We start from the raw sequence: 22,290 nt of genomic DNA, 5'->3' as shown, positions 1-22,290 counted from the left end.
AGGAGGCTTAAGCCTCCTTATTATGTAATGCGGAAAACGTTTCTCTTAGGTAATACCCATCGCCAGTTCCATTGCTCTGTAAATCAACACCCTCAACTAAATGGATAACCAGTGTCGAGTGCAGCACGATCATTGTGACGGCACTCAAGGTCATTTTTTTCCACTTTATAAAGGTTGATTCTTGGATACGCCCAGTCTTGACCAAATAAATCAAAACTACCCATTTGAGTAACGAAAAAATCGTGTACATAGTATCCCAAATCGTTACGCTTTAGCTCATTCATGGTACCAATGTGAGCATTTCACTGCAACTGCGTTAACATCTGCATCTTTTGGCATACAAAATCTTTCAATCACTTACATATCAGCCGCATCGATACAATTGTGATCAGGCTCACACAAAGCGCCAATTTACTTACACCTATAGAAAGGAAGCTATGTATACATGCAGTACATTACATATATAGAACGACATACCAATGCTAACTATTCCCTATGGGAGACAGTTCAACTATCAATGCTTTCTACGCCCTTCCTGTTGCTTAAGTGGATAACCTCAGAAAGGTATGGAAAATCGATTTAACTGGTTTTGATGTCACTTACGATGAAGTTGCAAGCAGTGGTTGATGGCTCAAGTAAATTCAAGAATGATTTGCTAAGAAGCAACTGCTTTTTAGCCGTGGCTAACTCAGGAGATTTCCAGACTCAAGTTATAGACTCCGGTTGCTAAACTTCCCATATAAAAACACCCGCTCTTTATAGGGAGCGGGTGTCAATATTTAAGGCGAAGTTTCTTCCGTCTACTGACAAGCAATAAAATCTAACTTGTATCCTGCTTTTTCATCATCTGGATAGTTATATTGAAGATAACAGTTGTCATTTATTAGGCGAGGAGGAATAACATCATAGTCAAGGTTTGATTTATCAGTAATTATTAACTCTCTAGCATCTTTTTTCTTCGTGATACCCCAATCCCTTTCCTGATTGTAATGCCGATTTATTCCGTCGACTAACGTAGTGATAGTATAAAAATCTGACTCAGGATAACCGAACCTAAAAATGCAGGTTCTTCTTTCGTTCGTACTCATTTCACATCCAGGTATTGAAATGTTTACAGCAGTATGTACTTTATCAGTACTGGTGACATTAGTAACATAAGAATTACTTTCTAATCCATCCATAGCCATTTTACCGTAGCCGAGTTCAAGTCCTGACTCGACAGCACCTTTCAAACCTTCCAGTGCTGAATTTCTCGCATCGACCTGTAAATTCAAGAAACGTGGCGCAGCAGTAACCGCCAAGATACCCAAAATCACTATCACGACGACTAACTCTATAAGTGTAAAGCCATTTCTCTTCATTGTTATTCCCTATGAGTATTAACTCTAATGGGCGTCAATTTAATGGCGAAGCACTTTTCAGTCAATATGATAGGCGTATCTTTCAATCCTAATCAGTAAAAATACTAATAAGCCATCTGGAAACATTTCAATACAAACATGGGCAATGTTTCACCGGAGCTGCAAAATATTCACATTTTGCATAAATCCTAACCTTCCTATTACTCTTCGAGATGACTCTTTCTCGGGAGTTGATGAATTAACCAATAGCCGATACTCATGCTCAATACTACCGCAGCAATACCATACAAATAGGCCACTTCCATCTCTTCCACATCGATAATAATGACCTTTCGGGCAATGGCCATTAATGCAGTTGCCATGACTATTTTTACATGAATAACATTTTCTCGGAGATAAATAGTTATATTGATAAATATTTCAATGGCAATGAGTACAGCCATAAACGCGCCAAACGTCGCCAGCATATCGGAAATAGTCAAGATATATTGAGGAGGCGTTATCAGGCGTTGATAGAGTATCCAGGCAACATCAAGCACCCCCATGACGATAACGAATACCATGATAATCGAGAGAGCCCTGACGGCCCAATGGATAATCACTTGGAGCTTTGCAGATAACACATCATTGCTGTCAATTTTCATGACTCTCCCTCCTCTTATCGCCGCCCGCTCCTACTATGCCATATTGAGGTTTCTCAACTTGGAATTGTCTAGGCGATAATCCCTATTCACTTTCCTCCAATACCGGTGATGTAAAGTCATCAGGCTTAAGCGTAATAACAGAACAACCGATTTCATTAAGTAGTGACTCAGCGGTATTACCCATCAAAAAGCCTGCAATGCCAGTACGTGACAACGAACCTAATATCACCAAATCCGTCCCTTCTTCATTGACATATTTCGGAAGGATCTGGCGCGTTTCCCCTTCAAGCACTTTTATTGAAGTTTGGATCGGGCTGTTTTCATAAGGCATAAGCAGTGACCGCAATCGCCCTAGTCTTTCATCGCGCATTTTTTTCGATAAAAGGGCAATGTCCAGGTCATCATAGCCACTCCATTTCCTCAGGAACCCTTCGGAGTCCAACCGCCATGCATGGCAAACCGTTAAACTCGCGCCGATTATCGAACAAAACTCAACGGCTAGCGCAAGGATCTGCTCGTTAAAATCACGGTAGTCCTGGTTTGAAATGTCTAAAGCAGCCACAATGTTTTTCACCGGTCGTGGTGCTGTACTTATCGACCAAATTGGCACTTCCGATTTACGCATAATATGTAGAGTCGTACTACCGCGCTGGCAGGCTTTTTCTTTTGCCTCCCTATGGGTGTCAAGAATCACCATAGTGGCCTGGCTATCATTCGCCTCTTTGATGATTTCAATGAACGGGATACCAATTCGAATCTTGGTCTTGAATTTGATGTTGCTATATTCCTGCTTGAGTGACTGGACCCACTCCTTGAGGATGCCGTGATAAATTTTCGTCGATTTATCAAGAAGATCGAGTGTTGTACAGGAAAAGCGTGAGATTTCCTTTAACTCCGCCAAATCTTCGATAACAGTCAGCAGTGTCACTTGGGCTGAAATTTGATTGGCAAATTTGAATGCTTGATGAAATGAGTCATCAAGTTGCTGTTCTGGCGCAATAGGAATAAGAAGTTGATTGAAACTCATACCGCCTCCTCAGGTGCAGAACACCTTCATAGGTGCCTTGCTTGAGAACAAATATGCAGTATTCAATACCCAAAGTATAATTAATATTAAACATGACATTCATAGGATTTCATCTATATATGTCCCAACAACACCTCAGGCAACGAATAGGTAATATCAGGAACTTACGTGTATTCCTGAGTGTCTACGAACTAGGTTCAATCACCTTGGCGGCCCAGACGCTAAACTTAACCCAGCCAACCGTTTCTATTCAGTTACGCCAACTCACCGATTTAATCGGCATGCCCTTGTACCACGTCGTCGGCAAAAAACTTATCTTTACCCAAGCTGCTGATACTTTGGCGAAATACACCAATGAGATCTTTGATACCATAGATAGGCTAGAGATTGATTTGGCAAACCTAAGAGAGATTAAAGCAGGGACATTAAAGGTTGCTGTGGTTACCTCTGCCAAATATTTCATCCCACACCTATTAGGCAGTTTCTGCCAAACATACCCGTTAGTTGATATCGTCTTGAAGGTAGGAAATAGGCAGGAAATGGTGGAGCGTTATCATCAAGGGTTAGATGACATTTATCTATTTAGCCATTTGGAACCGCAAATGGAGCCACATTCTATCCAGTTTCTCCCCAACCGCCTCTATCCTGTAGCCCCCAAACATCATCCACTTGCCAGCCAATCGCACGTAGAGCCCAAAGAGCTATTGAATTATCCATGGCTGTCTCGGGAGCCCGGCTCAGGTACCCGTTTCGCTATCGACGCCCATTTTGAAAAACTCAACCTCCAATTCACACCTAAGCTGGTTATTGAAAGCAATGAAGCCATCAAGCACTGTGTGATTGCAGGTATGGGGCTAACCATATTGTCGGAATACGCTTTAGAAGATGAACCGAGTACGGAACTGGCAAAACTCTCCATTGCCAGTTTCCCCATCGTAACCAATTGGCACATCGTTAAAGCCCCGCTCAAACATCAGACCCCGCTCAGTGAAGCTTTTATTCAACATGCTACAGATAAACAATCCCACAATAAGCAGGGTATTACATCGGGAGAATGATAAGTGGGCAGATTAACCTATAGAATAGGTTGTTGAAGATGTAGGGAAACACCTTGTTTCCCTACTTTAGTCATCACCCTGAACAGTAGACTTAAAGAGTTACGTGATGACCATATTAACGATTACAGTTCGGAGAGTTGGTCAGAGAACCAAATTTTACGCTGGAAGCGAGGGTTCTTCGATGACATGTCAATTTTGTACGGATTAGTCTCTTCAGAGCGCTGCGGTAAATTCAGAATCTTACACAGTTCCTGAGCCAAGAATTTCTCAATTTTCAAGACAACCATTTTCTTGCGTAAACGTCCTTGCTCATCCCGGTTGAGGATCGTCGGCATAGTGTTCAGTGTCAGGATCTCACCCAGTGCAGGGTTAGACATACGCTCACGACCCTCAGTACTTGCGTAGAAATGTGAGACGGTGAATACCATGCGGTCAGGTTTCAACTGCTGAAGGAACTGGCAGGATTTAACTACGGTAGAACCGGTGCGGACCATATCGTCGAATAATACGATGCTAGGGTTGTTCAAGCCTTCGAAGGTGTCTTCACTTTCTTCGTGGAGGGTGATTTCTACCTTGCGCTCAGCAGTACGTTCTTTGTCTAGCATGATGAACTTTGCCTTGGTCAAACCAAGTGTGTTGTACATCTCTTTGACGAAGTCGCGAGCACCTTTGTCTGGAGCACAGAGAACGAGACCTTCGCCGTCTGGACCGTAATTCAATATATTTGAATTCAATAAATAATGAGCGTAAATCGTGTAAGGAATAAGGTTGTAGAATCGACCACCGAACACTTCGCTAAACATTCTCTGTACCGAAACAGAATGGTTATGCACCGTCACAACATCATCAACTCCAGCAAGCTTCAACATCTGGGCATAGAGCTTTGAAGTAAAGGGTTGGCCATCAAACTTCTTAATGTCGGCTGTATCGCGCTCACCATGCGTATCCCCCAAATCTGCACGGGGACCACGATCTTGAGCTGAGAAAAACAAGTCTGGTTCAACCAATACCACACGGCTGGCACCATTTTCTTTGGCCGCTCGTGCAATGATAAGGTTATGCATGGCCAATTCCTGGCGACTTGTCACCAAGTTACCGGTACTTACAATAACAACGGTCTTGCCTTCTAAGCTATTGCCAATATTCTCCATATCATTTTCATCTGAGATAAAGCGTGGGCAAAACTCAGTGTTCATGAAGTGCTTCATGCTAATTACATCGGAGATATCTTCATCCTGGCCCATTGCATATGCGACGTCGATCGCGAAAGGGTTGTCGGAAGAGTTACTGACAATCACTACATCGTCTGATTGTGCATTCTGGCTGCTCATGGCATTCCTTATCAATAAGAAAGAGAGTTGGTTGCGGGTATTCTATTACAGAATGAACAAAACGGCAGGAGCAAACTGGACCTTACGCACCAAATGCCTCTCAGTAATACTTACTATGTACTGAAAGAGTAAAAAAGATGTAATACACAGTAGACGTGGTAAACTGCCCCCCTTTTAACGCCCTATACTATTCTCTAGTGCCGACAGACCACGGCACTGTTTTCGTTGGTATTTGGCCAAAAACATAATTTATCAAAAAGGCTGGGCATCTCGGTGTCCTGCTAAGCCCCATTTTGAGAAAACTGTAAGCAAATGATTTCAGACAAAATTAACGAGTATCCAAAGTACTGGGCGGAATGCTACGGTACTGCACCTTTCCTACCGACAAGCCGTGCCGAAATGGATGCGCTGGGCTGGGATAGCTGTGACATTATTATCGTTACCGGTGATGCCTACGTCGACCACCCTAGCTTTGGTATGGCCGTCATCGGACGTTTGCTTGAAGCACAAGGCTTCCGTGTGGGTATCATTGCGCAGCCTGAATGGGGCAATAAAGATGCCTTCATGGCGCTGGGGCAGCCAAACCTGTTCTTCGGCATAACCGCCGGTAACATGGATTCGATGATCAACCGCTATACTGCTGATCGTAAACTGCGCCATGATGATGCTTACACGCCAAATAACGAAGGGGGTAAGCGCCCTGATCGTGCAGTACTTGTTTATTCTCAGCGTTGCCGCGAAGCATACAAAGATACCCCGATTGTACTGGGTGGTATTGAAGCAAGTTTGCGCCGCTTAGCCCACTATGATTACTGGTCCGACAAAGTCCGCCGCTCAGTGCTGTTTGATGCCAAAGGCGATATTCTGCTCTTTGGTAACGCAGAGCGTGCACTGGTGGAAGTCGCTCATCGCCTTGCTGATGGCGAAAACATTGCTGATTTGACCAATATTGCCGGTACTGCGGTGATCATGCGGGAGCGCCCAGAACACTATAAAGAGATCGACTCTAGCCGCATCGAAAAGCCGGGCAAGGCCATGCCAATGCCTAACCCGTACGCGACAGAAGAAACCTGTGCCACTAACAAAAGTGAAAAAGCACAAGAACCTGAAGCTAAGCCCGTTCAGATCCAACCTTCTCGCCATGATGCCGAAACGACCGTTATTCGACTTCCTTCTTTCGAAAAGTTGCGTAACGACCGTATCCTCTATGCCCACGCCAGTCGTGTGATGCACTTGGAAACCAACCCGTACTCTGCACGTGCTTTAGTCCAGAAACATGGTGATCGTGAGCTTTGGATTAACCGCCCACCTATTCCGCTCACGACAGAAGAGATGGACTATGTGTTCGGCCTGCCTTATGCACGAGTACCACACCCGGCATATGGCAAAGCGAAAATCCCTGCTTATGACATGATCAAGACCAGTGTCAACATCATGCGTGGCTGTTTTGGAGGCTGTTCCTTCTGCTCAATCACTGAGCACGAAGGCCGTATTATCCAAAACCGCTCCCAAGAATCGATCCTCAATGAGCTGGAAGAAATTCGTGACAAGGTGCCAGGCTTTACCGGTACGATTTCTGATCTTGGTGGCCCGACGGCGAACATGTACCGCCTAGGGTGTTCCGATCCTCGTGCCGAGAAGAACTGCCGCCGCCCGTCATGTATTTTCCCAGAGATCTGTAAAAAGCTGGATACCGACCACAAGCACACCATCGACTTGTACCGTAAAGCGCGTAACGTCGACGGCATCAAGAAGATCATGATTGCATCAGGTGTCCGTTATGACCTTGCGGTTGAATCGCCAGAATATGTCAAAGAATTGGTGACCCACCACGTCGGTGGCTACTTGAAGATTGCACCAGAGCATACCGAGAAAGGCACGCTGGATCTGATGATGAAGCCGGGCATGGGCACCTATGACCGCTTCAAGGAAATGTTCGAGAAATTCAGCAAAGAAGCAGGTAAGAAGCAGTACCTGATCCCTTACTTCATCTCTGCCCACCCAGGCTCTACCGATGAAGATATGCTAAATTTGGCTCTGTGGCTGAAGAAGAACGATTTCCAGTGTGATCAGGTCCAGAACTTCTACCCATCGCCGATGTGTAATGCTACAGCAATGTATCACTCGGAAACGAACCCGCTCAAGCGTGTTAAATACAAAAAGCGTGAAGACTTGTTTGTTGCCAAAGGTGAACGCCAACGTCGTTTGCACAAGGCCCTGTTGCGTTACCATGATCCACTGAACTGGCCGTTGATCCGTGAAGCCCTGATCAGCATGGGCAAAAAACATTTGATTGGCGACAGGCCTAACTGTTTGGTACCAGAAGAAGGCAGCGAAGCCGAAATGACACCGGCACAACGCCGTGGCTCAGGCCGCCATGGTTCGAAGCGCTTTGCAACCAAACACCCTAACCAGCCTGATATCCGCAAAGATGGTAAGCGTGGAGGCCAGCGCAAGAATGGGGCCCACTCAGGAAGCAACCAAACTGGTAAGCAAGGCAGCAAGCCAAATAGTAGCCGAAACGGTTCATCATCGAATACCAGAAACGGCCAGAACACCAAAGGCCCGAGTAACGGTTCGAAGCCTCAGTCAAGACAAGGTGGAAATGGAAAAGGGAATACACCGCGTAATGGCAAGCCTAGCCAATCACGCTCCGGTGGAAAACCTAACCGTTCTCGCGCACGATAAACATCAAAGCCCGCTGATAGCGGGCTTTCTTTTACATACTGCATGTTACAGTCGCTTATCGCATCAACTCCGATGCCATCAGCCCCACTACGGCCAGTGCCACCAGCACACCGAAGCCAATCAAAATTTTCTGTTGCGATTTCTCATCAAGATACTTAGTTACTAGTGCTCCCAGCAACAAAAGTACAATGATCACAGCAAGCTTCAGCATCTCAACACCACAATGAATATTGACTCATATAACAACCATATCAGACCAGTAATGCCTGATCTGTCTAGCCAATCATATTTTCACTACTCGGCAAAAGTCGTTTGTAACATACTGTTTAAACAATAAATCACAACCTGGTTTTTGCCATTGGCCTTCGCTTGGTAGAGTGCCTGATCGGCTCTGGCTATGGATTTTTCCATGTTACCGCTAACTTCCGCCACTCCGATACTCACATGTACCCGGCAGGACTTACGACCATCTGTAATCTCAACACCCGAAACACTAGAACGAATGGACTCCAGCTTTGCTTTAGCGGCCAGTAAATCTTTGGCAGGCAACAAGATAGCAAACTCTTCACCTCCATAACGGGCCACAACAGCATGCCGATCACTTTCCTCTCTCAAGCAATTTGCCACGGATGTGATGACTTGATCGCCAAATAAATGCCCATAGGAATCATTGATGATTTTGAAATCATCAATATCAATCATGGCTACATAACACTTAGCCTCTGCTTTGATCTGCTTTTCAATTTGAGCCTGCAGGTAGTTCTTATTCCTCAAACCTGTCATGGCATCGGTTTGCTGAATCCTCAACGCCAGCATGACATGCCCTAACGCCCCTTGGGCATAAGTCCTGAGCATATTAATAAAGAATGGCAACTCCAAACGAGGAGAAGTGATGTATAACAACCCGATTAACTGTTTATTCTTGGTTAATGGCACTCGAATACATGCTTTTCCGGGCGCGAGAAAAGCCGATAGGATATCCGGTTGCTTCTCTGGCAATTTTGCCAACCTTCCCAATTTCGACGCTAAATTCAGTCGTAACTCTTTCTCAGAGATACAATGCTTGCACTGTGCCGATTCAAAATCACCCGAGTACACATTTCGCATATACAGGTGGATTGACTGGCAGCCAATAACCCCTTCAACCATCTGCTTCAATGCATCGAGCAGTTCGGGAAGGCTCTCGACTTCACTAAGCTGCCTACCATAAATATGCACCCGGTGAATAATATAGAACGACAAACCAATGATTAGGATGAATACCAAGAGTGACAGAGTAACGGCACTGATACTGAAGGTATGCATAATAATTTCAGACTTAGCCGCGCCAGATAAAACAATCCAGTTATGTAAATCATTTACCTCATAAACGCTGAATTTTTCCTTATCCTTATACTCATAGGAAGAAATGATGCCAGCCCCCTTGCCTTTCTCGATAGCAGCCAGCAAATCGCGGCTGACACTGACAGACGGCGTTCCTATCCTACTTGGATCAGGGTGCATGACTATATTCCCAGTCCCCCGCTCAACCGCATAAACATAGCCATGATCCAATGTTTTGAGCAGCGACAGGTTGTCATACAAGCTTTCGACATCGACTTCCAGGATAATCCGAACTTCCTGTTGCTTAACAGCTTCTAGCACAGCAACAAAGGCAACCGTCCACTTTCCTGTACTGCCGCTTAGGTACATGGGCGTAATATAGTTTTGTCCCGTTCTAGCGGGCATATACCAAGGACGCTTGGCAACCTTTTGGGCCACAGCTTCTCTGTAAAAACCATCGGTGCCATAGTAATTACCATAAGCGAGCAAGCCCACTTCGAGGTATTTGCTTTTCTCACTCACTATCGTTTGCGCCGCTCCCATTAGGCCATCAATACTGTTTTTCTCCTCCCAGAGCTGCTCTAAAAGGTACAGGTGGCTTTGTGCGGAATGGAAATGGTGCTCCAAATACTCCCGTGCAATGCGTACGTTTGAGGTTGCCTGGCTAATTGCTGCATTTTGGTTATTTTTATATTCGCTGTAACCGACATAAATTAATAAGCTTAAGACAGAGATCACCAGCGGAAATATAATCGAAATTAATAATCTGGGCTGTACTTTCATGTACTTCAATAACCTTTGAAGTTTATTTTTTGTCACCCGGTCAAAATTTTGACCGCGCGTAATGCAACATTATCCATATGTAGAGAAAAAGCGCTTTTAGTTATAGAAATCAAAGCACTATTTAGTGATCTATTGCACAAAAGTTCGCAAGGTGAGGTGAAAAATCCTACTTTATACGCAACAAACAAGAGTTAATAAGAAAAAAGCACGAGAAAAATAAACCAATATTTGAAAATAGCCCTCCTCCATCAATTATACCCAGGGCGCCAAAATCTCTAGTTACGAAAAAGCCCTGCATGGCAGGGCTTTAAACGAGAAGAGTTTCATTTACGTTAGGCTTAGATATAAAACATTGGGTAATCTTTCAGCTCAGGAATGACTTTCTGCAGTTGCTGCTCTTCTTCCGCCAAACCTTCGATAGACTCACACACAGATCCTGCCTGCTCGGCGACTTCGCCAGAGCGTTGTCGTATTTTTTTCTGTAAGCTCTTTTTCAACTCAGATAACTGGGTTTGAAATTCAGAAAAGCTCAGGTCGCCGCTTTTCATTTCCTCAGAAAGCGAAGCAATGACGCCCGATACCGATTCAACACTGATATGCTTCAGGGCATCTTCAAATTCTTGCTTCCAATCTGTCTCCATCGACCCGAACACATCAGCCGGCATGACGAACTCGCCTTCAGGATAAAATTTCTGTTTAGCCTTCGTGCTGTACTCATCGACTAACTGCTCGGCGCCAGCAAAAGCATCACCCTCTCCAAAATGCGCTGAAAGCTCATCGATGACTTCTTGGGCAATACTGGCGCCATCATCGGCTAGCTCTGCCATTTTTGGCAGGTATGATTTCACATGCTCACTGTAAGATTGTAAGGCTTGCATCTGTTGGTCAGACAGCGCCACTTGCTCGCCATTAATAAAGAGCTGGTTATCTTGATCAATCAAGAGTTTAGGTTCACCGCCCTGATATACCGAGACTTGTTCATCAGAAATATGAATATCATTGGGTACATTGACCGGACAACTTTGGGCAAAACTTCCTGCCGAGCAAGCAAGAAGAGGCAAGGCAATAACTGTTTTTTTCATAGCTAACTTCAATCTTACCGATTTTGTTGCCCTACTTTATACCCAAACGGCTGCCTAATGCCAGCAGATAGCGACTCGCCATTCCGCCACCCTCTGCAATTTATCCCTTGCGAAGAATACATATTACAATCACTTAGGTATATACTACCCCTTGGCCCAATCAAATAAGAGTTATCGTGGAAAAAGTCGCTATTTTTGTCGATGTACAAAACATCTATTACACCGTCAAAGACACCTATGGGTGTAACTTTGATTACAATGCCTTTTGGGCTGAAGCCTCCCAAGGCAGAGAGGTTGTGGCAGCCTATGCGTATGCCATTCACCGCGGTGATGAAAAACAGCGGCAGTTCCAGAATATTCTTCGGGGTATTGGCTTCGACGTTAAGCTTAAGCCATTCATCCAACGCAGTGATGGCTCAGCCAAAGGCGATTGGGACGTCGGTATCACTCTCGATGTGATGGAGCATGCACCAGATGTTGACCGTATTATCTTGCTCTCTGGTGATGGCGACTTTGATCTATTGGTTGATAAGGTCCAAACCAAGTACGGGATAGACGTTGAGATCTATGGCGTTCCGGGACTCACCGCAGCGTCACTGATTAACACCGCCCATATTTTCCGTGAGATTGAAGATACCCTGCTGCTCAAACGCTAGAGACAAAAAAGGTAGGAGCCAAGCTCCTACCCAAAAATACATTCACAGTCTCTTCGTTAACTTGCCACAATTAACGCATTTCCGTTAACGCTTTATAGTCTTCGGTGCCACGCAACTCCTTTAGTGCACCAATCATCATCTTCAACGGTACAATCACAAAGTACACCGAGGCGACGACGACCATCACAGGGTCAGCATATACAGAGTATGCCGCCAAACCGATATGCTGCATCACGGTTGCCAAGATAAAGCCGACCATTACCGCACCACTGATCACTGTATCCATCATCCATTGTTTAGATTCAGCAACCACCAAGTTAGAGCCTGACTTTTGGCCATACTTCCTCATCACGACATACGTCGCCAAGCAACCCACAACGTTAATCACACCAAAAAGAAGTGCTAAACCGGTATCAATATCTCGACCACCATCCAGTATTGCCAAAATGGCTGAGCTGAATGAAATACAGCACATGAAAGTGATGACTAACCCTTTGAACGCGATAACCATTGGCTCAACCTTCTGGATCGCTTCAGAGTCTTTTCGGGATGGCGAGCGGATATACGCTGCAGCCATCAGGGATAACACGGTCAACGCCAAACTGACCAATGAATAAGCACCGTCGAAAATAATTACCAGTGAGCCCATCCATAGACCAAAGCCTATCCCTAAAACGGCAAACAACAGCGCAGAAAATGTTGAAAATTGTAAAAGCTTGCGCTCCAGTGCCACATTACATTGCATAACTACCTCAGTGCAGGGTTGCTATATCCCCTGCTTGATTTCCAATTTTGTTCTCACTGGCAATCATACCGAGCCTGCCCGAAAGCTGATAATCGCTGAGCGTCAATTTTTTTGACGCTAACACTGACTTTCCTTAGAAGTTGAAGGATAATTACCCTTACTCTCTCAACCTACTCAGGACACAGGATAGCGATGAAACTCAGTCAATTAGCGCTGTTTCTAGATACCTGCGAAACAGGCTCGATTACCGAGGCCGCAAAAAGGTGCGGCAAAAACCGTACGACGGTCAGTTCGGCGCTTAGTGCACTCGAAGATGAATTGGGTGTATCGCTGCTCGAACGCAGCGGCAACCAAGTACAGCTAACGGAAATCGGCGACTCAATAAGAAGTGATGCCGAACGGATCATGATGATAGCCAATGATATCCATGCCAAATGCCAGCAGCACCACGAAGGCGTTGAATCCGTGTTGCGAATTGCCAGAGACGATGCCCTTCCAGAAGCCTTCTGGCGCCAGTTAGTCCATGACCTGAGTGTGAAATACCCCAATAGCAGCATCTCTATCTATGTCGCACCGCCTCCTGAGCTTGATGAAATGGTCGAGCAGAATATGGTGGATATGGCTTTCTGTTTATTGCCAACGACAGATAACCTGCCAAACAACCAATATACCCAATTGGGACAGATTAGAATGATGTCGGTGGCACGGGCTGATCACCCCCTTAACCACCTTAACGAAGTGCTCAGCGATGACTTGGCCCATGCGACAGAATTTGTGCTGGCAGCAATTAAAGATCAAACCCTTACCGCCGTTTCACCCACGTCAAGCAACTATATCGCGCTAACCTTTTACGAACACCTGCGCAATGCTGTACTCGATGGCAACGGCTGGTCTACGGTCCCATCCGTGCTCATCAATAGCTACTTGCGCGATGGTACGCTGAAAGTACTCAACCATTACCAGTCGATGCGCTGGCAGCCTTATGGGGTAATCTATGGCAAGCATATTCAGTTAGGTAAAGTCTCAAGATGGCTATCAACCCAGCTAGAGGCTTATCTAGACAAGGAGTCGAACTAGATACAAGTGACATAAGGATGTCACGATAGCTCAAACAAAAGGTCATGTTTTCACTCTAGCGTTATATAAACCCTAGATATTCAAGGTAGAGACATGTCCGTCACACATCACCGAACTATTTGGCTATCAGACATCCATCTGGGCAACAAAGACTGCAAAACCGATTATCTATTGGATTTCCTACGCAAGAACAAAGCCGACACACTGGTTTTGGTCGGCGATATCATTGATTTATGGTCCCTGAAAAACAAACACTATTGGCCAGAAAGTCATAACCAGATCATTGGCTTGCTATTGGAACAAGCCAATGCCGGTACGAGAATTATTTATATCCCGGGAAACCATGACAGTTCCGTTAGGAAGTTTGTCCAGTTCAACTTCGGCCATGTCGAATTACATGACGCTTATATACACACCACAGCAAACGGTAAGCGTATCCTTGCTATCCACGGTGATCAATTTGATAGTGTGGTATGCCACAACCGCTTCCATGCCATGATTGGCGATGTTGGCTACGACTTCTTATTGTTTATCAATCGTTGGTGGCACCTTTTCCAAAAGTTGCGTAACAAACCCTATTGGTCGCTGGCAAGCTATCTGAAATCCAAAGTTGATAAAGCCAACCAGGCTATTGAGCGCTTTACCCATGCGGCAATCAACCATGCCCGCCAACAAGATGTCGATGCCATTGTGTGCGGCCACATCCACCACCCCTCTATTGTGCAAGACAAGGAAATCCTCTACCTCAATGACGGTGACTGGATTGAAAACTGCACCTGTATCGCCGAAGCCTTTGACGGTGAATTATCATTAATCAGTTGGACAGACAGGTATCAAGAAATCGCCCGCAATCATTCGCTTAAAATCGTATCGGATAACCCTGCTATTGAAGTATCAAAAGAAAAAGTGGCCTGATTTGCAATAGAAGCCGGCCTACTTAATTACAGTACAACTACCTCAGTTTCATTGTTGAGCCTATGTCTCAATGTAAGGTTTCTATACTCAGTAAACACAATTATTTGTTGAAGTTCATTAGAGGTAGGCCTAAATGATAAAAAAACTAGTGGCCGAGTTCATCGGGACTTTTTGGTTAGTACTCGGTGGATGCGGCAGTGCTGTTTTATCGGCAGCTTTTCCTGATGTCGGAATTGGTCTGTTAGGCGTATCGCTCGCTTTCGGGCTTACTGTTGTCACAATGGCCTATGCCATTGGCCATATTTCAGGGTGTCACCTCAACCCTGCAGTCACTGTCGGCCTATGGTCTGGCGGTCGCTTCCCTGCCAGTGAAGTCATTCCCTATATTGTCTTTCAAGTATTGGGGGCAATCGCTGGAGCATTCGTTCTCTATATCATTGCTAGCGGTCAGGCCGGCTTCAGCCTCGAAGGAGGCCTCGCGTCCAATGGCTATGGCGACCACTCCCCCGGTAACTACACCATGATGTCAGGCTTTATCAGCGAGTTTGTTATGACATTCATGTTCCTGATAGTCATTCTTGGCGCAACCCACAAGTTGGCATCTCCTGCAATGGCAGGCTTGGCGATTGGTTTGGCGCTCACACTGATCCACCTGATTAGCATTCCAGTCACCAACACCTCAGTAAACCCTGCTCGCAGTACAGGTCCTGCCGTTTTGGTCGGCGACTGGGCAATGGCCCAGCTATGGTTGTTCTGGTTAGCACCATTACTCGGGGCGCTTATCGCAGGATTAGTGTACCGGTGGCTTTCCCCTGATAACGAATAAACCCCACAAATAAATAATGCGGCCAAACGCCGCATTATTTTTTGCTGGTTGAGTAACCCAGTATATAGCCCTATCGGCTCGTTAAAATCCGAACGAGTACTTGGACTGGGTGCTTCATCTTTATGTGTTCAAAACGCTTTACCTGACTACGGCAAGAGTAACCTGTCGCAAGGCACCTGTCTGGATCCAACTTGGCCAAATTCGGCTGCCAGCTAAGGTCGAAGACGCCTTTCGATGTCTCTAGCTTGTCTTTCTCGTGCCCAAACGTTCCTGCCATCCCACAACAGCCCACTGAAACTGGCTTCAAGTTAGCGCCGAAGTGACGGAAGATGGTTCCCCACTCTTTTTCTGCATTCGGCAATTTTGTTTTCTCAGTGCAGTGCGCAAACAGATACCAGTCATCACCTTCAACTTGTGGTGCTGCGGGTTTCTCTGCCAGTAAAGGGAGCAACCATTCATGGGCTGTCAGCACTTCGAAATCTCCGCGCTTGCCACCCAAGACTTCGTTGTATTCATCGCGATAACACAGGACAAGGGCTGGATCGACACCCATCATAGGGATCCCCAACTGAGCTAACTGGTTGAGAAAGTCAGCTGTGCTCTTGGCCGTTTTAGCAAACTGGCGTAAGAACCCTTTTACATGCTGCGCTTTACCATTTGACTTGAACGGTACCAGCATTGGCTTTTTACCGAGTCTTTCGGCAAGGAATACCAAGTCGCGAACAACTTCTGCATCATAGTAGCTGGTAAACGGATCTTGGACGATCAGCACATAGTCCTGACGCTCACGCTGCGATAGTGCTTGCAGCCACTGCAGGTCAAAGCGCGTTGAATGATGGCCATCCAAGCTTTCAAACAGCGTCGGCACCGATAGCGCAGGCATATCCACATAGCCAATTGTTTTTGCCGTCAGACTTTTCGACCAATTTGGGCGCATAATCGCATTAAACGTTGCTGGCGCCTTGGCCATAATAGGCAAGTAACTTTCAACATAGGCGACAAGGTAATCTTTGGCAGGACGCTGGTAACGGCTGTAATAGATATTCATAAACCGCGAGCGGAAGCTCGGTACATCGACTTTGATTGGGCATTGGCTGGCACAGGCTTTACATGCCAAACAACCATTCATCGCTTCCATGACTTCATGGGAAAAATCGTAGTCATTACGTTTAGACCCAAAGCTATTCCTGAAACGGTCAATGATTTGCTTCACGGACGGTGAACTGTCCATGAGGGATTTTTCAAGCTCGACAGGATCAATACCCTGCTCAGAGAGTTGGCGAAGCCATTCACGTACCAAGCCTGCACGCCCTTTAGGGGAATGGCGGCGATCGGCGGATATTTTCATTGACGGGCACATTGGCGAACTCGTGTCATAGTTAAAACACAAACCGTTGCCATTACATTCCATCGCCTGTTTAAAGCTATCGCGCACTTTCACAGGGATCTGACGGTCAAAGTAGCCACGCTTCACGCCGTCCACTTTGACTAACTCAGCGTCACTTTCCAGCGGTGTACAAATCTTACCGGGGTTCATCCGGTTATCGGGATCAAATGCTGCCTTGATTCGGCGTAGTTCGGTAAATAGCTCTTCACCAAAAAAGTCAGGGCCGTACTCTGAACGGTAGCCTTTACCGTGTTCCCCCCACATCAAGCCGCCATATTTTGCCACCAAAGCAACCACCTGATCGGAAATCTGCTTCATCAAGCGCTCTTGCTGGGGATCGCACATATCTAGCGCAGGGCGAACATGTAACACGCCCGCATCGACGTGACCGAACATGCCGTAATCCAGTTGGTGCTCATCGAGAAGTTGACGGAAATCAGCAATGAAATCAGCCAAATTTTCCGGTGGGACACAGGTATCCTCAGCAAATGGGACCGGCTTTTTGCTACCTTTTGCCGCGCCGAGTAAGCCCACGGCCTTTTTACGCATATTGTAGATTTTCTGGATATCAGCAAGCTCAGTACAAACTTGATAGCCAATAATGCCATGCTGTTTTTTTGCTAGCATCTCATCAAGGCGCAAACACAAGTCATCAACTTGCTGCTGGTTTTCCGCTGGGTCATTACTGGCATACTCGACAATATTGATCCCTAGCATTTCTTGGTTTGGCACGTCTGTGATCAACTCACTGACCGTGTGCCAGATAATATCTTGCTTCGCGAGATTCAAAACCCGAGAGTCGACAGTCTCTACCGACAGTGCCTGCGCTTCGACCATCATAGGGGCATTACGTAGCGCCGAGTCAAAGCTATCGTATTTGATATTAACGAGGGTACGGGATTCTGGGATCGGCGTAAGGTTCAACTTGGCTTCGGTAATAAAGGCCAACGAACCTTCCGAACCACACAGCAGACGGGTGATATCAAACTGACCCTGTGATTCATCAAAACCGTTTTTTAAGTCATAACCGGTTAGGAAACGGTTGAGCGGTGGAAACTTGTCTACAATTTGCTCGCGCTTTTCTCGGCATACCTGCTCAGACACTTTAAGGGCCTGACTGGCAAGCTCTTTTGCAACAGGCAACGACTGAATAGCATCACTTTGAAGCGGCTCGGTATCCAGCACCGAACCATCTACCAATACCGCTTTGAGACCCAAAACATGGTCTGAGGTTTTACCATACTTGAGAGAGCCTTGACCTGAAGCATCGGTATTTATCATACCGCCTATGGTTGCCCGGTTACTGGTAGAGAGATCTGGAGAGAAAAAGAAACCATGAGGCCGAAGGGCATCATTGAGCTGATCTTTCACCAAGCCAGTCTGTACCCTTGCCCACCCCTCTTCGGCATTGATTTCCAAAACCTGATTCATATGCCGTGATAAATCCACCACAACACCAGGGGTCAGCGACTGACCATTGGTGCCTGTGCCACCACCACGGGGCGAAAACGTAATACTGGTGAAAGACTGAGTCTGAGCCAATTGGCCCAATGTAACCAGATCTTGGTTGTTGGTAGGAAAAATGACAGCCTGTGGCAGTTGTTGATAGACGCTATTATCCGTTGCCACCGCAAGACGGCTAGCATACGAGCTTTCTATATCACCACTAAAACCGGCTTTTTCCAGTTCTTGTAGGAACGATAGTACCAATTCCTCAGTACCGTTTTGGTGTGTCAGTGCTGGTAACATTGCTCTCCTTGTCCAGTATCACGCCGTATCCTACGACGACTGGCCTCTCCATTGCTTTATAATTAGGTTGTTGTCACACTTTACCCCAGCAAGATCGGGAAAAAAAGTATCGGGTTCAATCCACTAACCTGTTCATATATTCTACGTAACTGACAGGCTAACGGCTCAGCTGCTGCCGAAACCACGACGAACCGCAAACTAGCCAAACCCCCAGTAGCAAATAGCCACTTGTATTGATACCCAATACCATCAATGTTGATGATTGCACCGCAGCGATGGCCATCATTGCCCCCGAGATACCAACCGCACCGAGCAATACACCAATAGAAGCGACAAAGCGTCGCTTGGCCGATAGCTGAGGCGTTATCTGGTCAACTTTCAGGGCATAATTGATCCCGAAGAAAATACCCAGCAGAAGTGAACACAAATAGGCTTGGGCTGGTACCAATGATATACCCGCCACAGTTCCTGTTAGTATACCCAAACCGAGCCAAAACCATCGGCTCGTCAATAGCTGCCGGTAAGCCCTACACGTATCTCTCCGCCATAGGATAAACATGGCAACCATAGCAAAGCCGAGCATCATGCTCATAATCACATCGCTGATAAAGTGAACGCCAAACCAGACCCTAGCCACACCCTGCCCGGCAACCACTAACACAACCAACAACGCTATCATCACTTTCTGCTGTTTAGTTTTGACCTGACGCTGCAACAAGTATCCCCATCCCCCAAATAGCAGGGAGGCCATCAATACCTGTTCACTAGGAAAACCAAAACCGGGTGCATTAACTTTTTGCAGGTCAGGGATAATGAAAAACGGACGGGGCATCATCAAGCCATGTTCAAGTAAAGAGGCGCCAAGCAAGGTAACCAATATCACACAAGTAACGTCGAGGAAAAACCGCGTTCGGTAATACCCTGCCATTAAAGCCAATGCAACAAAGACAAACCATGGCCCTCCCAGCACAGCGAGAGCGTGCATCAAACCACCAAAAAGCCACTGTGAAAAAGACGACCACGTCGAGATAACTTGTTGGAACTGGCCTATCAAGCCCAGCTCGTATTCGTGCAAAGGGCTAATGTCGTAATCAAAACGGTCGTAGACCTTCACTTCACTATCAGGAGTGGACGCAAGCCATTGCGGTAAAAGGGCAGCATCTTCAGCATAGCGGTGTTCTCGGGCCTCGGTTAATGATGGGTCGATGAGGTAAACTCGCTCGACTTCTGTTGCAAAATGCTCGGCAAACCATGACGCCACAATAGGATATCCACGGCTATCTCTAAACGATGAAACAGGAATAGGCGATTTAGCCCGGCAGGCATAAATGGCCGCCCTATCGCGATATTGGATCAGGTGCTCAACCTCGACTTCAATCCCCGCCTCTTCGAGGGCCTCGCGCGCAGCTGCCTCTTGGGGCGTATCCCCTTTATCGATATATCCCCCAGGTAGTGACAGCTTGTTGGTAATGGCTTCTAATAACATAATCAAGTTATCGCCATTGCGTATCACGCAAACCGCCCCGACAATGTTGTCTGGTTGCTGACCGGAATATCTCGCGCTGTTTCCGGCGTTAGCGTTAAAACTAAGAGCTACCAGAAAAATAAGTACAACATACTGGAGGATGGGGTTTGATTTCACTGGGTAATCCAATGCTAGATTTGAGGAGTAGTGTTTAAGATGCTATCAATAATCAAATACTCAAACCATTGAAATAGATAGATGGTGTACGTTTTCTAATGTCATCATGCTACCTTGCTCATTCAGTCACCCAATCATCAGTTTCATAACACTGGCCTATTTAACAGTATGAATACCCAAGCAACCTCCCCGGATTTACCAGAAACCTATTACCGAGATAACTTCCATTGCTTGGTGAGCACTGTTGCCGATCAATACTCTGATTTGCTGACTGCGCAAGAAACACTTTGGTACAACTCTTATCTCGCCTTGACTGAACCCGCACAGTGCCTCTATATCAGGCTACTTACCCGCAAAGGGCCTTTGTTTAGACGCGATAAAATCCACTATCCTGAAATACAACTTTTGGCAAAAGCCTTCGAAGAGTTGGACCAAGTAGGACTGATATCACTGCAACACGACGCTATTTCCCATCGAGATTTTTGCCAGTTATTTACTAAGCCTGAGCTTCTCAGCACTTTCGATTTCCTTTCGGGCAGCAAACAAGCTAAGAAAGCAGAGATTGTTGAACAAGTCATCCAGCATCACCCTGATCTCACATTCTTGAGTAGTGAAATACTGAAAGTTCATTATGCGGAGCACTTATCGGTTTTCTGCTTACTCTTTTTTGGTAATACCCATCAGGATCTCAGCCAGTTTGTCTTGGCTGATATTGGTATCCAGCAATTTGAAGACTACCCGATTGATACGGCCTTCCGCTTATTCCAACACAGGGAGCACATTGATAACTGGTTAGCTCTCTCCGAAAAATCAGACATATATTGGCAGCATAAAGAAGCAAGAGAGACACAAGCTATCGCTGAAATGCAATCTGATCTGCCCGGTGCATTCGATTGGAAACCACTGGAGCGAAAACGCCAACGCCTTATCAATCATATTGCCCGTGATCTAGAAAGACTGGGTAATCATGATTCAAACCGCCTTGACCAGGCCCTTGCACTTTTCAAGCAAAGCGAACGTGCACCTTCAAGAGAAAGGCAGATCAGGATCCTCGACAAACAGGGGGAAACAACGCAGGCATTGGATTTAGCCAAACGGGTACTGGCAACACCACAAAACGAGGAAGAGGCTGATGTTGCCGACGTCCTCAACCACCGTTTACTCAACAAGTTAGGGGACAAACAGCCGCCGAGGAGAAAACCCAAATTCGACAGTGAAAAACTCAAGTTGATTCAACAACAACCTTGCGTTGAACTTGATGTCGCGGCCTACTACCAACAACAGGGCTGGCAAACCTATTATCTTGAAAACGCCCTGCTTTGCGGGTTGTTTGGCCTTGCCATGTGGGACATTATTTTTTCTGCCCAACAAGGCGCATTCCTCAACCCTTTCCAGCGCTCACCTAAAGATATGTTTTCGAGTGATTTCTACCTCAACCGTAAACAACTCATTGATAAGCGTCTCAACGAGATTGAAAGCGGTGTATGGGATAACTGGTTAGCGGTGTATAACGCTAAGCAAGGGCTAAGTAATGATTGGGTTCATTGGGGCGTGTTCACTGAAGATATCTTGATAAAAGCAGTTTCTGTCATTCCCGTATTGGCTTTAACAGCCATCTTCAAGCGCATCTTATTTGATCCAAAAAACAACCGCAGTGGCTTCCCCGATTTAGCCTTATTTAAAGATGGGCAATACTGTCTTGCCGAAGTAAAAGGCCCGGGGGATACCTTGCAGAATAACCAAATTCGATGGCTTAAGATGTTTGAGCAACATAGCATTACAGCCAAAGTGGTGTACGTTGAATGGTACTAGGGCTAAAGTCTAGCACTATTTAACTGTAACAAGATATAAATAAGGCATCGCTAACTTGTATTAATAACCAACAACTGAAAGCAGTATAATGCAATAAATAACAATTATTGATCATTTCAAATTAACGAATATGCAGAGATATCTAGGTATTAATTAATAAATTTTGAAAGGGACACTGTAAATA

17 protein-coding genes are annotated in these 22,290 nt (G+C 45.9%); 7 read left to right on the top strand and 10 right to left on the bottom strand.

Translation table 11 applies throughout. The annotated features are described in order from the left end of the window. Positions 1-800 precede the first annotated feature (800 nt). The 3 genes from BIZ37_RS21315 to BIZ37_RS21305 form a co-directional block, all read right to left on the bottom strand. The gene (locus tag BIZ37_RS21315; protein ID WP_187463222.1) at positions 801-1,361 is read right to left on the bottom strand and encodes a type II secretion system protein; all 561 of its coding nucleotides are present in this window, start codon (positions 1,359-1,361) and stop codon (positions 801-803) included. A gap of 200 nt (positions 1,362-1,561) precedes the next feature. Continuing rightward, positions 1,562-2,005: a phosphate-starvation-inducible PsiE family protein gene (locus BIZ37_RS21310; RefSeq protein ID WP_107297610.1), complete on the bottom strand. Its 444-nt coding sequence runs from the start codon at positions 2,003-2,005 to the stop codon at positions 1,562-1,564. 82 nt (positions 2,006-2,087) lie between these two features. Continuing rightward, positions 2,088-3,032, bottom strand: a complete 945-nt coding sequence (locus tag BIZ37_RS21305) for a universal stress protein (protein WP_187463221.1) — start codon at positions 3,030-3,032, stop codon at positions 2,088-2,090. Between the two features lie 119 nt (positions 3,033-3,151). Here BIZ37_RS21305 and BIZ37_RS21300 point away from each other — a divergent pair, with 119 nt between their 5' ends. After that, positions 3,152-4,090, top strand: coding sequence for a LysR family transcriptional regulator (locus BIZ37_RS21300; RefSeq protein ID WP_187463220.1), 939 nt, complete (start codon positions 3,152-3,154; stop codon positions 4,088-4,090). Positions 4,091-4,212: 122 nt separating this feature from the next. Here the strand turns inward: BIZ37_RS21300 and BIZ37_RS21295 are convergent, their stop codons facing one another. Continuing rightward, positions 4,213-5,421 carry a ribose-phosphate pyrophosphokinase-like domain-containing protein gene (locus tag BIZ37_RS21295; protein WP_187463219.1) on the bottom strand — a complete coding sequence of 403 codons (1,209 nt, stop codon included), beginning with the start codon at positions 5,419-5,421 and terminating at the stop codon, positions 4,213-4,215. A gap of 312 nt (positions 5,422-5,733) precedes the next feature. On the opposite strand from BIZ37_RS21295, the gene BIZ37_RS21290 reads away from it, so the two are divergent. After that, positions 5,734-8,109, top strand: coding sequence for a YgiQ family radical SAM protein (locus tag BIZ37_RS21290; RefSeq protein WP_187463218.1), 2,376 nt, complete (start codon positions 5,734-5,736; stop codon positions 8,107-8,109). A gap of 55 nt (positions 8,110-8,164) precedes the next feature. Here the strand turns inward: BIZ37_RS21290 and BIZ37_RS21285 are convergent, their stop codons facing one another. The 3 genes from BIZ37_RS21285 to BIZ37_RS21275 all read right to left on the bottom strand — a co-directional run bounded on the left by BIZ37_RS21285 (position 8,165) and on the right by BIZ37_RS21275 (position 11,297). Further along, complete coding sequence (locus BIZ37_RS21285; protein ID WP_170114891.1) at positions 8,165-8,320, bottom strand: hypothetical protein; 156 nt, start codon at positions 8,318-8,320, stop codon at positions 8,165-8,167. Positions 8,321-8,403: 83 nt separating this feature from the next. Next, complete coding sequence (locus BIZ37_RS21280; protein ID WP_187463217.1) at positions 8,404-10,215, bottom strand: sensor domain-containing diguanylate cyclase; 1,812 nt, start codon at positions 10,213-10,215, stop codon at positions 8,404-8,406. A gap of 338 nt (positions 10,216-10,553) precedes the next feature. Then, positions 10,554-11,297: a DUF2884 family protein gene (locus BIZ37_RS21275; RefSeq protein ID WP_187463216.1), complete on the bottom strand. Its 744-nt coding sequence runs from the start codon at positions 11,295-11,297 to the stop codon at positions 10,554-10,556. A 176-nt stretch (positions 11,298-11,473) separates the two neighbouring features. On the opposite strand from BIZ37_RS21275, the gene BIZ37_RS21270 reads away from it, so the two are divergent. Beyond that, positions 11,474-11,953 (top strand): NYN domain-containing protein, encoded by a 480-nt coding sequence (locus BIZ37_RS21270; protein ID WP_107297604.1) that lies wholly within the window; start codon positions 11,474-11,476, stop codon positions 11,951-11,953. 70 nt (positions 11,954-12,023) lie between these two features. Here BIZ37_RS21270 and BIZ37_RS21265 read toward each other — a convergent pair whose 3' ends face one another. Then, positions 12,024-12,698, bottom strand: coding sequence for a cation transporter (locus BIZ37_RS21265; RefSeq protein ID WP_187463215.1), 675 nt, complete (start codon positions 12,696-12,698; stop codon positions 12,024-12,026). Between the two features lie 192 nt (positions 12,699-12,890). Here BIZ37_RS21265 and BIZ37_RS21260 point away from each other — a divergent pair, with 192 nt between their 5' ends. The 3 genes from BIZ37_RS21260 to aqpZ all read left to right on the top strand — a co-directional run bounded on the left by BIZ37_RS21260 (position 12,891) and on the right by aqpZ (position 15,516). Then, complete coding sequence (locus tag BIZ37_RS21260) at positions 12,891-13,775, top strand: LysR family transcriptional regulator (RefSeq protein WP_187463214.1); 885 nt, start codon at positions 12,891-12,893, stop codon at positions 13,773-13,775. 93 nt (positions 13,776-13,868) lie between these two features. Further along, entirely contained in the window at positions 13,869-14,690 is an 822-nt protein-coding gene (locus tag BIZ37_RS21255; protein ID WP_187463213.1) for a UDP-2,3-diacylglucosamine diphosphatase, read from the top strand. 136 nt (positions 14,691-14,826) lie between these two features. Then, positions 14,827-15,516: an aquaporin Z gene (gene aqpZ, locus BIZ37_RS21250; RefSeq protein ID WP_370577438.1), complete on the top strand. Its 690-nt coding sequence runs from the start codon at positions 14,827-14,829 to the stop codon at positions 15,514-15,516. A 70-nt stretch (positions 15,517-15,586) separates the two neighbouring features. Here aqpZ and BIZ37_RS21245 read toward each other — a convergent pair whose 3' ends face one another. Both BIZ37_RS21245 and BIZ37_RS21240 read right to left on the bottom strand, forming a co-directional pair. Then, on the bottom strand, positions 15,587-18,652 hold the full coding sequence (locus tag BIZ37_RS21245) for an FAD-binding and (Fe-S)-binding domain-containing protein (RefSeq protein ID WP_187463211.1): 3,066 nt from the start codon (positions 18,650-18,652) through the stop codon (positions 15,587-15,589). Between the two features lie 157 nt (positions 18,653-18,809). Continuing rightward, positions 18,810-20,294, bottom strand: coding sequence for a phosphatase PAP2 family protein (locus tag BIZ37_RS21240; RefSeq protein WP_187463210.1), 1,485 nt, complete (start codon positions 20,292-20,294; stop codon positions 18,810-18,812). Between the two features lie 168 nt (positions 20,295-20,462). On the opposite strand from BIZ37_RS21240, the gene BIZ37_RS21235 reads away from it, so the two are divergent. Next, positions 20,463-22,106, top strand: coding sequence for a VRR-NUC domain-containing protein (locus tag BIZ37_RS21235; RefSeq protein WP_187463209.1), 1,644 nt, complete (start codon positions 20,463-20,465; stop codon positions 22,104-22,106). Positions 22,107-22,290: the final 184 nt, after the last annotated feature.

This window comes from Photobacterium sp. BZF1 (genome assembly GCF_014349205.1).
Classification (GTDB): domain Bacteria; phylum Pseudomonadota; class Gammaproteobacteria; order Enterobacterales; family Vibrionaceae; genus Photobacterium.
Note: the sequence above shows the minus strand (reverse complement) of the source record. Positions and strands in the feature narration are given on the sequence as shown.